General features: G+C 45.7%; 10 protein-coding genes. 9 read left to right on the forward strand and 1 reads right to left on the reverse strand.

Annotation, left to right across the window (positions count from 1 at the left end):
• Positions 1-8 precede the first annotated feature (8 nt).
• The 9 genes from H8K55_RS17465 (at position 9) to H8K55_RS17505 (ending at position 10,721) form a co-directional block, all read left to right on the forward strand.
• Entirely contained in the window at positions 9-719 is a 711-nt protein-coding gene (locus H8K55_RS17465; RefSeq protein WP_186943347.1) for a succinate dehydrogenase iron-sulfur subunit, read from the forward strand.
• A 126-nt stretch (positions 720-845) separates the two neighbouring features.
• Positions 846-1,115 (forward strand): FAD assembly factor SdhE, encoded by a 270-nt coding sequence (locus tag H8K55_RS17470; RefSeq protein ID WP_186920958.1) that lies wholly within the window; start codon positions 846-848, stop codon positions 1,113-1,115.
• Between the two features lie 74 nt (positions 1,116-1,189).
• Entirely contained in the window at positions 1,190-2,494 is a 1,305-nt protein-coding gene (gltA, locus tag H8K55_RS17475) for a citrate synthase (protein WP_186943348.1), read from the forward strand.
• Between the two features lie 334 nt (positions 2,495-2,828).
• The gene (locus H8K55_RS17480; RefSeq protein ID WP_186943349.1) at positions 2,829-5,684 is read left to right on the forward strand and encodes a 2-oxoglutarate dehydrogenase E1 component; all 2,856 of its coding nucleotides are present in this window, start codon (positions 2,829-2,831) and stop codon (positions 5,682-5,684) included.
• A 68-nt stretch (positions 5,685-5,752) separates the two neighbouring features.
• Positions 5,753-7,000 carry a 2-oxoglutarate dehydrogenase complex dihydrolipoyllysine-residue succinyltransferase gene (odhB, locus tag H8K55_RS17485; RefSeq protein WP_186943350.1) on the forward strand — a complete coding sequence of 416 codons (1,248 nt, stop codon included), beginning with the start codon at positions 5,753-5,755 and terminating at the stop codon, positions 6,998-7,000.
• 27 nt (positions 7,001-7,027) lie between these two features.
• Entirely contained in the window at positions 7,028-7,366 is a 339-nt protein-coding gene (locus H8K55_RS17490; RefSeq protein ID WP_186943351.1) for a PspC domain-containing protein, read from the forward strand.
• 100 nt (positions 7,367-7,466) lie between these two features.
• Positions 7,467-8,894 (forward strand): dihydrolipoyl dehydrogenase, encoded by a 1,428-nt coding sequence (lpdA, locus tag H8K55_RS17495; protein ID WP_186943352.1) that lies wholly within the window; start codon positions 7,467-7,469, stop codon positions 8,892-8,894.
• A 266-nt stretch (positions 8,895-9,160) separates the two neighbouring features.
• Entirely contained in the window at positions 9,161-10,273 is a 1,113-nt protein-coding gene (gene zapE / locus H8K55_RS17500) for a cell division protein ZapE (RefSeq protein WP_186943353.1), read from the forward strand.
• Between the two features lie 7 nt (positions 10,274-10,280).
• Positions 10,281-10,721, forward strand: a complete 441-nt coding sequence (locus H8K55_RS17505) for a hypothetical protein (RefSeq protein ID WP_186943354.1) — start codon at positions 10,281-10,283, stop codon at positions 10,719-10,721.
• Here the strand turns inward: H8K55_RS17505 and H8K55_RS17510 are convergent.
• On the reverse strand, positions 10,718-11,884 hold the full coding sequence (locus H8K55_RS17510; RefSeq protein WP_186943355.1) for a pyridoxal phosphate-dependent aminotransferase: 1,167 nt from the start codon (positions 11,882-11,884) through the stop codon (positions 10,718-10,720). The genes H8K55_RS17505 and H8K55_RS17510 overlap by 4 nt on opposite strands.
• Between the last annotated feature and the right edge of the window lie 208 nt (positions 11,885-12,092).

Genomic DNA, 12,092 nt, shown 5'->3' on the forward strand with positions numbered 1-12,092 from the left:
AGATCACTATGGCACGTACATTAAAATTTAAAATCTATCGCTACGATCCGGACAAGGATGCAAAGCCTTACATGCAAGACCTGACGGTGGAATTGCAAGACACAGACAAGATGTTGCTCGATGCTCTGCAGCGTATCAAGGCTGACGTCGATGATTCTTTGGCGCTGCGTCGTTCATGCCGAGAAGGTGTATGCGGCTCTGATGCGATGAACATCAACGGCAAGAATGGCTTGGCTTGCACTACCAATTTGAATGAGTTGTCTGAACCTATCATCTTGCGCCCATTACCAGGTTTGCCTGTAATTCGCGACTTGATCGTGGACATGACGCAATTCTTCAAGCAATACAATTCGATCAAACCGTACCTGATCAACGACAGCATTCCGCCTGAAAAAGAACGTCTGCAATCGCCGACAGAACGTGAAGAATTGGACGGTTTGTACGAATGTATTTTGTGTGCATGCTGCTCTACATCATGCCCGTCATTCTGGTGGAACCCAGATAAATTCGTTGGACCAGCTGGCCTATTGCAAGCCTATCGTTTTATCGCTGATTCACGCGACGAAGCGACTGGCGCGCGTTTGGATAATCTGGAAGATCCATACCGTTTATTCCGCTGCCACACGATTATGAACTGTGTTGACGTTTGTCCTAAAGGCCTCAATCCTACCCGTGCTATCGGTAAGATTAAAGAGTTGATGGTAAGACGTGCGGTGTAAGTAGTTTCAATGTATCGCGTTAATGATTAAAGATTAGCGCATTGAAGTACTCTGTGCCAGATTGACCAGGTTTTATACCTGTCAATCTGGTCAGTAAAAGAGATAGGAAAAATCATGTCAGGTGTTATGTCTGGCTTGCATCAAAGTGACCCAGTGAATCGGGCGCGTTTACGCTGGCGTGCGCGCCGCGGCTTATTAGAAAATGATTTGATACTCACGCGCTTTTTAGATGCGCATGAAGAAACCATGTCGGATGAAGAGGTGGATGCGTTTAGTCGCCTGATGGACATCTCCGACAATGCATTAATGGATTTGTTGATGGGGAAAAACGAGCCTGAAGATCAGCTTGATTTACCTCATGTCAAAGCATTGCTGACGCGTCTGCGCGCAGCATAAAATTTTTGTACTTTTTGATCATATTTTTTGATCGCATTTTTCACTAACGACTCACCTGCAACGAAGGAAGAGCCATGACTAACTCTGAAACAAAAGCAACGCTATCATTTTCTGATGGCTCCCCATCGATCGAGATGCCTATTTACAAAGGTTCTATTGGACCTGATGTAATCGATATCCGTAAGTTGTATGGCGCCACGGGCAAATTCACCTACGATCCGGGATTCATGTCGACTGCGGCGTGTAACTCTTCTATTACCTACATCGATGGTGATAAAGGTGAGTTGTTGTATCGCGGCTACCCGATTGAGCAATTGGCTCAAAATGGCGGCGACTTCTTGGAATCTTGCTACTTGTTGTTGAATGGCGAATTGCCAAATGCAGAACAAAAGCAAAAGTTTGTGGACACCGTAACTAAACACACGATGGTGCACGAACAGATGCAATTCTTCTTCCGCGGTTTCCGTCGTGATGCGCATCCTATGTCCGTATTGGTGGGTACAGTAGGTGCTTTGGCTTCTTTCTATCATGATTCTTTGGATATTAATGATGCCCATCATCGCGAAGTTTCCGCAATTCGTTTGATCGCGAAAATGCCAACCTTGGTAGCGATGGCATATAAATATTCTATCGGCCAGCCATTCGTGTATCCACGCAATGATTTGTCGTACAGCGCGAACTTCATGTACATGATGTTCTCGAATCCGTGTGAGCCATACAAAGTCAATGAAGTTTTGGTGCGCGCATTGGATCGTATTTTGATTTTGCATGCAGATCACGAACAAAATGCCTCTACGTCCACAGTCCGTTTGGCTGGTTCATCTGGTGCGAATCCATTTGCTTGTATCGCTGCTGGTATTGCCTGCTTGTGGGGTCCTGCTCACGGTGGTGCGAACGAAGCGGCCTTGAGTATGTTGGAAGAAATCGGCTCAGTCGATAACATTCCTCATTTCATCGAACAAGTCAAAGATAAAAACTCTGGCGTGAAATTGATGGGCTTTGGTCATCGCGTTTACAAAAACTACGACCCACGTGCGAAATTGATGCGCGAAACTTGCTATGAAGTCTTGAATGAACTCGGCCTGCAAGATGATCCACTGTTCAAATTAGCAATGGCATTAGAAAAAATCGCCTTGGAAGACGAATACTTCGTATCCCGTAAATTGTATCCAAACGTTGATTTCTACTCTGGTATCGTGCAACGTGCATTGGGTATTCCGACCGCTTTGTTTACAGGTATTTTCGCCTTGGCGCGCACAGTAGGTTGGGTCGCGCAGTGGAAAGAAATGATTTCTGATCCAGAGCAAAAAATTGGTCGTCCACGTCAATTGTTTGTTGGCTCACCAAAACGTGATGTGCCAGCGATTGATAAGCGATAGGCGAGAACAATAGAATGAAGTAACAGGCGATAATCAAAAACAGCCATATTCAATATTTAGTAAATTAAATATATTTTATAAAAGCGAGTAAAAATTACTCGCTTTTTTTATGGCGAAATATGTTATTCTCGCGTTTGATGTTGAAAGTCAATATTCCTCCTGTCAGTTTGAAGTGGTATTTGTTTTCCTACCGTATCAAAGTCTGGGTTGAAAATAGAATTTCGAATGAGTCCTTCCCCACAACTTGATGTGCAATCCGCTAACCGGTCAGGCCGTGTCGCGGAAGGTTAGATTAACCCGCTAATCTCGCGAAGCGCGAAGAAAGGTGAGCAATATGATGCAACAATATAACGCTAACTCGTATCTGTTCGGCGGCAATGCGCCGTATGTTGAAGAACTATATGAAGCGTATCTAAACAATCCTGGCTCCGTCCCGGATAACTGGCGTGCGTATTTCGACGCTATGCAACACGTTCCTGCTGTTGATGGTTCTGCCAAGCCTGACGTCGCACATGCGCCGGTCATCGCTTCTTTTGCAGAGCGTGCAAAACAAGGTCCTATTCGCACTGTAAGTGCTGCTGGCGATGCTGAAATGGGACGCAAACGTGTCGCCGCTCAGCAATTAATCGCTGCATATCGCTTTTTGGGTAGCCGCTGGGCAAATTTAGACCCGCTGCAACGCCAAGAACGCCCACCATTGCCAGAGTTAGAGCCAGGTTTTTACGGTTTAACTGACGCTGACATGGACACCCAGTTCAATATCAGCAACACCTATTTTGGATCAGAGACCGCCTCTTTACGCGATCTGCTCAATTCTCTACGTGATACTTACTGCCGTTCTATCGGTGCTGAGTTCATGTATATCAGTGATCCAGCCGAAAAGCGCTGGATGCAAGAAAAACTCGAATCTATCCGCTCCACACCAAGCTTTACAGCCGAAAAGAAAAAACACATTCTGGATCGCTTGACTGCAGCCGAAGGTTTGGAACGCTATTTACATACACGCTACGTTGGTCAAAAACGTTTCTCATTAGAAGGTGGCGAAAGCTTTATCGCTTCTATCGATGAGACTATTCAACGCGCGGGTGAACGTGGCGTCGAAGAAATCGTTATCGGTATGGCGCATCGCGGTCGTTTGAATGTATTGGTCAATACCTTGGGCAAAATGCCACAAGATTTGTTTGCTGAATTTGAAGGTAAACATGGCGATGACCTGCCAGCTGGTGACGTCAAGTACCACCAAGGTTTCTCCTCTGATGTTTCGACGCCAGGCGGCCCAGTTCACCTGTCTTTAGCATTTAATCCATCCCATTTGGAAATCGTTAATCCAGTGGTAGAAGGTTCTGTTAAAGCACGTATGGAACGTCGTGGTGACAAAGATGGCGCGCAAGTTTTGCCTATCTTGGTTCACGGCGATGCCGCATTTGCAGGCCAAGGTGTCGTCATGGAGACCTTGAATCTGGCACAAACACGTGGCTACGGTACAGGTGGCACAGTGCATATCGTCATCAATAATCAGATCGGTTTCACCACTTCTGATCCACGTGATGCACGTTCAACTTTGTATTGCTCTGACGTCGTTAAGATGATCGAAGCACCGGTATTGCATGTCAACGCAGATGATCCAGAAGCGGTCGTGTTGGCAACGCAAATTGCGCTTGATTATCGAATGATTTTCAAGAAAGACGTTGTTGTCGACATTATCTGCTACCGTAAATTGGGTCATAACGAACAAGATACGCCAGCATTGACACAACCATTGATGTACAAAAAAATCGCGCAACATCCAGGTACGCGTAAGATGTACGCCGACAAATTAGCGGCACAAGGTACGATCGCTGCTGACGGCGGCGATGAGATGGTGAAAGCCTTCCGTGATGCTATGGATGCTGGCAAACATACCGTTGATCCTGTTATTTCTAACTTCAAGAATAAATTCGCAGTTGACTGGATTCCATTCCTGAACAAGAAATGGACAGATGCTGCTGACACAGCAGTGCCAACCACTGAATTAAAACGCTTAGCTGAACGCATTACGAGCATTCCTGCAGATTTCAAACCACATAGTTTGGTTGAAAAAGTCTTGGGTGACCGTGCTGCCATGGGGCGTGGTGAAATGAATCTGGACTGGGGTATGGGCGAACATTTAGCATTCGCTTCTTTGGTTTCTTCTGGTTATGCAATCCGTTTAACCGGTCAGGATGCTGGCCGCGGTACTTTCGTTCATCGTCATGCGGTATTGCATGATCAAAAACGTGAGCGTTGGGATGCGGGTACGTATATTCCTTTGCAAAACATCTCCGATAAACAAGCACCGTTCACTGTGATCGATTCTGTCTTGTCTGAAGAGGCAGTGTTAGCGTTTGAATATGGTTATTCCAGCGCAGAACCGAATACCTTAACGATTTGGGAAGCGCAATTCGGCGATTTCGCGAATGGTGCACAAGTTGTAATCGATCAATTCATTAGCTCAGGTGAAGTGAAGTGGGGTCGTGCTTGTGGTCTGGTCATGATGCTGCCACACGGCTATGAAGGTCAGGGTCCAGAGCATTCTTCTGCTCGTCCAGAACGTTTCTTGCAATTGTGTGCTGATAACAATATGCAAGTGGTGCAACCAACGACAGCGTCACAGATTTTCCATCTGTTGCGTCGTCAAATGATCCGCCAATTCCGTAAGCCTTTGGTCATCATGACGCCAAAATCTTTGCTGCGTAATAAGGATGCGGGTTCACCTTTGTCTGAATTGGCAAAAGGTAATTTCCATACCGTGATTGGTGAAGTTGATGAATCTATCGATGCGAAAAAAGTAAAACGTGTAGTCGCTTGCTCCGGCAAGGTTTACTATGATCTGGTCAATGCTCGCAAAGAACGCGGTCAATCTGATACAGCGATCATTCGTATCGAACAACTCTACCCATTCCCACATAAGAGTTTTGTGGCGGAATTGAAAAAATTCCCGAATATGGTGGAATTGGTTTGGGCGCAGGACGAACCGCAAAATCAAGGTCCATGGTTCCAGATTCAACACAATATCTTTGAAAGTTTGGATGAAGGTCAGAAGCTCGCTTACGCAGGCCGCCCTGCTAGTGCATCACCTGCTGTCGGTTACTACGACAAGCACTATGCACAACAAAAAGCATTGCTTGATGCAGCCTTTTCGAAACTTAAAGGTTATATCCTGACTAAATAATCTTAGGTGGTGCCGCCAATAATAAATATAGTGCGGCACCAAATAGACATCCTACACGGAGAAAAAACATGGCAATTATCGAAGTAAAAGTTCCTCAGTTATCTGAATCCGTCGCCGAAGCGACTTTACTGTCTTGGCACAAAAAAGTAGGCGAAGCAGTCACTCGCGATGAAAATCTCGTGGACGTAGAAACTGATAAAGTGGTGTTGGAGTTACCGGCACCAGCAGCTGGCGTCATCACACAAATTATTAGCGGTGATGGTAGCACTGTGGTTGCAGGTCAAGTGATCGCGATGTTGGATACGGAAGCGTCGGCTGGCACAGTTGCCAGTGCTCCGGCAGCGGCTGCAGCGGTAGCAGCACCAGCCGCTGCGGCGGCAACTGCGAGTTCAGCAGCAGGTATCGCAATGCCAGCAGCAGCGAAAATTTTGGCAGAAAACAATTTGTCGGCAGGTGCAATTGATGGCACAGGCAAAGATGGTCGCGTGACTAAGGGTGATGCATTGGCAGCCGTGGCGAACAAATCTGCACCAGCTGTTGCGCCTTTGGCAGCTCCAGTTGCAGCAAAACCAGCATTGCAACAAGTATCTGCACCGGCAGTAGCCAACCTTGGTGATCGTCCAGAAGAGCGCGTTCCTATGAGCCGTTTGCGCGCACGTATCGCTGAACGTCTGGTGCAATCTCAATCTACTAATGCGATTTTGACGACCTTCAATGAAGTCAACATGGCGCCAGTGATGGAGTTGCGCAACAAGTACAAAGATAAGTTTGAAAAAGAACACGGCGTGAAATTAGGTTTCATGTCTTTCTTCGTCAAAGCTGCAGTTGCGGCATTGAAAAAATACCCAATCATCAATGCTTCCGTTGATGGCAATGACATCGTGTACCACGGTTATTTCGACATCGGTATTGCGGTCGGTTCACCACGCGGTTTAGTTGTGCCTATCTTGCGCAATGCAGATCAAATGTCTATCGCTGAAATCGAGAAGAAAATCGGCGAATTCGGCGCGAAAGCGAAAGACGGTAAATTGACTTTGGATGATTTGACTGGCGGTACTTTCTCCATTTCTAATGGCGGTACTTTCGGTTCTATGTTGTCAACACCGATTATCAACCCACCACAATCTGCAATTTTGGGCGTACATGCGACTAAAGATCGTGCAGTAGTTGAAAATGGTCAAATCGTGATTCGTCCTATGAACTACCTAGCAATGTCTTACGATCACCGTATCATTGACGGTCGTGAAGCGGTGTTAGGTTTGGTCGCAATGAAAGAAGCACTGGAAGATCCAGCTCGTTTGTTGTTGGATCTGTAATCTTAACAATTACTATCACACCAAAATATGAATATTGCTGACGAAATTAAACGTCTGCACGAATTGCATCAGTCAGGCGCATTGACTGATGCAGAATTCGCTCAGGCTAAAGAGAAGTTACTTGCATCCTTGAATGCGAATGCTTCGCAAGCAGGTGCAAATGGTGAAAACCCATTTGCCCATATTAATCAATTGCGTCGCTCAAAAAACGATCAATGGATAGGTGGCGTTTGCGGTGGTTTGGGTAAATTTACAGGCATGGAATCCTGGGTTTGGCGCCTGATGTTCTTTTTGTTTGTGGCATGTTTTGGATTTGGTGTTATCGCGTATTTGCTGGCCTGGATTTTCATCCCTGAGGAAGCATAAAACAGCAATATTTTTGAGCGCAGGCAATGGTCATTACGATTAATTGTTGCGCTCATTTTTCATTTATTTTTATTTACAGTGAACCTGGCAAGGTAAGACTATGAGCAAACAATTTGATGTCGTCGTGATCGGCGGCGGTCCTGGCGGTTATATCGCCGCAATTCGTGCGGCACAATTGGGTTTTTCTACTGCGTGTATTGATGCGTGGACGAATGAAAAAGGTGGTCCTGCACCAGGTGGCACTTGCACGAATGTAGGTTGCATTCCATCTAAAGCTTTATTGCAATCCTCTGAACACTATGAACACGCGGGTCATGCATTTGCGGATCACGGTATCAACGTCAGTGGTTTGGAATTAGACGTTGCGAAAATGCTTAAGCGTAAAGACACGATTGTTAAGCAAAATAACGACGGTATCATTTACCTGTTCAAAAAGAATAAAGTCACTTTCTTCCACGGTCATGGTTCTTTCGTTAAAGCTGCTGATGGCGCGTATGAAATCAAAGTCGTTGGTAAAGCGGAAGAAACTATCACTGGTAAACATATTGTTGTAGCAACTGGCTCAAATGCACGTGCATTGCCAGGCGCAGCATTTGATGAAGAATTGATTTTGTCGAATGATGGCGCATTGAAAGTTGGCGCTGTTCCTAAGAAGTTGGGTGTGATTGGCGCTGGTGTTATTGGTCTGGAAATGGGTAGCGTTTGGCGTCGTTGCGGTGCTGAAGTTACCGTCTTAGAAGCATTACCAACTTTCCTTGGCGCAGTCGATGAACAAATCGCTAAAGAAGCGCACAAACTGTTTGTAAAACAAGGCTTATCTATCAACCTCGGCGTGAAAATTGGCGAAATCGTCAAAGGTGCGAATGATGTCACAGTCAATTACACCGATGACAAAGGCGCTGAACACAAAGCGGTTTTCGACAAACTGATTATCTCTATCGGTCGTACACCAAATACCAATGGTTTGAATGCAGAAGCTGTAGGATTGGCTTTGGACGAGCGTGGCTTCGTCGCAGTGGATGGCGATTGCAAAACGAACTTGCCTAACGTCTGGGCGGTTGGTGACGTCGTACGCGGACCTATGCTGGCGCACAAAGCAGAAGAAGAGGGCGTCGCCGTCGCTGAACGTATCGCCGGTCAACATGGCCACGTGAACTTCAACACGATTCCTTGGGTGATCTACACTTCACCAGAGATCGCTTGGGTTGGTCGCACTGAACAGCAACTGAAGGCTGATGGCGTAGCATACAAAGCGGGTACGTTCCCGTTTATGGCAAATGGTCGCGCACGTGCTTTAGGTGATACATCAGGTATGGTGAAATTCTTAGCCGATGCGACCACGGATGAAATCTTGGGCGTTCACATCGTCGGTCCTATGGCTTCTGAGTTGATTTCTGAAGCTGTCGTCGCGATGGAATTCCGTGCATCATCCGAAGATATCGCTAGGATCTGCCACGCGCATCCATCTTTGTCTGAAGCGACAAAAGAAGCAGCTCTCGCAGTCGATAAGCGTTCTTTGAACTTCTGATTGACAAGTTCATAGCTCGACGCAAGAAGCGGAGTAGATTATCGATGATCTATTCCGCTTTTAATTAGGACTTACGAAAAACAGATGCTGGCGTCGTTGTTATCGCCTTGTCGTACAGTTGTACTGTCTTCGGCGACACGCTTGGTTAGCACAATCTTGCGTAAGTCCTATAAGTTTGTAAGCCAGTCCTACTGAGTATCACTCATCACGACAGCCACATCGCAATCACCTTCGCTTCACACTTTCACCATAACTAATACGCAAGCATGAATGTTCACGAGTTTTATCAAGAAGCAATTACTAAACGTGGCTTTCAAGTCGATGCTGCACAAAAACGTGCGGTTGACCGGCTACAACAGGCGTATGACGATTGGGTAATATATAAATCAAAGCGCTCGAATCGCCTGGTGCGCCTGATCAGTCGCCCCGAAGTTCCACGCGGCGTTTATATGTGGGGTGGCGTTGGTCGCGGCAAATCGTTTTTGATGGACAGCTTTTATTCCGTCGTGCCTGTGGTTCGTAAGACCCGATTGCACTTTCACGAATTCATGCGCGCAGTGCATCGTGAATTGGATGAACTCAAAGGCGTAGCGGATCCCCTCGATGAAGTCGCAGCGCGTATCGCGAAGAAATATCGATTGATTTGCTTTGACGAGTTCCATGTGTCCGATGTGGCCGACGCCATGTTGTTGTATAACTTGATGAAAGCACTGTTCGACAACGGTGTGTCCTTCGTCATGACTTCAAACTATCAACCAGATACGCTCTATCCTGACGGTTTGCATCGTGATCGCATGTTGCCGACAATCGCACTAATTAAAGAGCGTATGGATGTGATGAACGTCGATTCTGGCAACGATTACCGCAAGCGCGCACTGGAGCAAGTAGATGCCTATTTGACACCACTCGGTGCCCACACCGATCAATTATTGCGTGATGCATTTAGTCGATTGGCCGAGACCAAAGAAGAAGATCATCAAGTTGACATAGAAGGGCGTCGCCTGAAATCTTTGCGCCGGGCGGGGACTACCATCTGGTTTGATTTTGCAACACTGTGTGGTGGGCCGCGCTCACAAAATGATTACCTTGAAATTGCTAGCCGTTTTCATACAGTGATTCTGTCATCAATACCGCAGATGTCGGCAGGCATGTCCTCCGAAGCACGTCGCTTTACCTGGTTAATTGATGTCTTTTATGATAATAAAGTAAAACTAATTATGTCGGCCGAAGTGGCACCGGAATTACTCTATATGCAAGGTACTTTATCGAATGAATTCCATCGCACCGTCTCCCGCATTATAGAAATGCAATCACAAGAATATATGAATGCAGATCAAAGAGAGATAGTCTCTATGCTGAACCATACACATTCAAACTAATACGACTATGAATATTAAGCATGAAGGACTGGCGATAGGGAACAAGCTGGTATTGATTTGCCTGTTGCTGTGCGTCGCCTGCTCATCGACAGCGGCTCAATCAACTAGAAACGCAGACGCCAACGCAGATACCAACATAGATAAAGCATCGATTGATGCCATCGTAGCGGAACTGGATAAAGAATTTGCACGAGGCTCCATTGCGACAACGGAATTGGCAGAATTGGCATTGAGCAAGTTGGAATTAGTGCAAAGCCAAGTGCAAAGTCATTTACAGGCTAAAGAAGTCGCCTGTCACGAAAACTTCTTTACCAATTCCTGTCTGCTCGACGTACGTCTAAAGAAACGTCAATTGCAAGAAATACTGCGTCAAATCAGTATTGAAGCCAAATCCTTCCTTAGACGATCCCGCGTCGCGAAGTCTCAAGAGCAAGCCGACAAAAACTAGATCTTTAAGAGACGTTCTAAGGCCGCATCCAAGGTTTTTTCTTGTTTCGCAAAACAAAAACGCACCAACCGGTTTTGTGTTTGCTCTCGATAAAACGCCGAAACCGGGATCGCTGCCACACCTATCTCTTGCGTTAACCAGGTTGCAAAGTTAATTTCCGATTCGTCTGAGATAGCAGAGTAATCGACGCATTGAAAATAAGTCCCGCTAACAGGCAAAAGTTGAAATCGGGAATCTGCCAATGCATGACGAAAATAATCGCGCTTCGCTTGATAGAAATGCGGCAAGTTTAAATGGTGCTCAGCATTTTGCATGTAATTGGCGATGCCTAATTGCATTGGTGTATTGACTGTAAATACATTGAATTGATGAACTTTTCGAAATTCGGTCGTCAAGGCTTTCGGTGCCAAAACATAGCCAACTTTCCATCCCGTCACATGATAGGTTTTCCCAAAACTGGAAATAATAAAGCTACGTTGAGCTAGCTCTGGATGCGAGGCGATGGATAAATGAGCTTTCCCATCAAACACCATGTGCTCATAGACTTCATCCGAAATTAATAATATTTTGGTATTTCTAATTAAATTCGCCAACATCTCAAAATCATTCGACGTGAGCGACATTCCAGTTGGGTTGTGTGGTGAATTAATTAATATTAAACGTGTTTTAGGATTAATTTTTGTCGCTAATAAATCCCAATCTATAGAAAATTGTGCATTTTCCAATTTCATTCCAACTAACACCGGAATCCCACCCGCCAATTCTATCGTTGGGATATAGCTATCATAAGCTGGCTCAATTACGATCACTTCATCGCCTGGATGAACGCAGGCAAGAATACTCGTCATGATCGCTTGTGTGGCACCGGCCGTTACCGTAATTTCAGTGTCTACATCATACTTTGCATGATATAAATTTAATACTTTCTCTGCGATCGCTTGCCTCAAGGCAGGCACACCTGTCATAGGGGGATATTGATTATGCCCGGCAAGCATCGCCTGGTTCACATATTCTATAAGCGAGCTATCACAACTAAAATCAGGGAAGCCTTGGCCGAGATTGATCGCCTGATGTTTCTGCGCCAACGTTGACATTGTGGCGAATATCGTTGTTTTAACTTGGGGTAATTTTGATTCAATCAAATACTCGTTGTTGATAGTCATAGATAGCGCACGCAATGTAGAGATAAAGCTGAGGATTTTACTTGCAATTTCGGTATCGAAGCAGATTCTACTTAGATATTCTCTTCATAAACTCATATTGAGCTTATGTAGTCCTTATCGTGCAATACAGTCCGCACTAGCAATTTTTGATAAAGCACCGAATTGCGGGCTTTTTCCCGTTCTGCTTCTGACTTCGTTTTAAATTCTT

Origin of the sequence: Affinundibacterium flavidum, assembly GCF_014284175.1 — a bacterium.
Classification (GTDB): domain Bacteria; phylum Pseudomonadota; class Gammaproteobacteria; order Burkholderiales; family Burkholderiaceae_D; genus Undibacterium; species Undibacterium flavidum.

What these genes read in the sequence shown, in the direction of transcription:
- zapE (WP_186943353.1), top strand. Translation starts at nt 9,161, where the DNA reads ATGAATGTTCACGAGTTTTATCAAGAAGCAATTACTAAACGTGGCTTT.
- H8K55_RS17465 (WP_186943347.1), top strand. Translation starts at nt 9, where the DNA reads ATGGCACGTACATTAAAATTTAAAATCTATCGCTACGATCCGGACAAG.
- H8K55_RS17505 (WP_186943354.1), top strand. Translation starts at nt 10,281, where the DNA reads ATGAATATTAAGCATGAAGGACTGGCGATAGGGAACAAGCTGGTATTG.
- H8K55_RS17510 (WP_186943355.1), bottom strand. Translation starts at nt 11,884, where the DNA reads ATGACTATCAACAACGAGTATTTGATTGAATCAAAATTACCCCAAGTT.
- H8K55_RS17470 (WP_186920958.1), top strand. Translation starts at nt 846, where the DNA reads ATGTCTGGCTTGCATCAAAGTGACCCAGTGAATCGGGCGCGTTTACGC.
- gltA (WP_186943348.1), top strand. Translation starts at nt 1,190, where the DNA reads ATGACTAACTCTGAAACAAAAGCAACGCTATCATTTTCTGATGGCTCC.
- odhB (WP_186943350.1), top strand. Translation starts at nt 5,753, where the DNA reads ATGGCAATTATCGAAGTAAAAGTTCCTCAGTTATCTGAATCCGTCGCC.
- lpdA (WP_186943352.1), top strand. Translation starts at nt 7,467, where the DNA reads ATGAGCAAACAATTTGATGTCGTCGTGATCGGCGGCGGTCCTGGCGGT.
- H8K55_RS17480 (WP_186943349.1), top strand. Translation starts at nt 2,829, where the DNA reads ATGATGCAACAATATAACGCTAACTCGTATCTGTTCGGCGGCAATGCG.
- H8K55_RS17490 (WP_186943351.1), top strand. Translation starts at nt 7,028, where the DNA reads ATGAATATTGCTGACGAAATTAAACGTCTGCACGAATTGCATCAGTCA.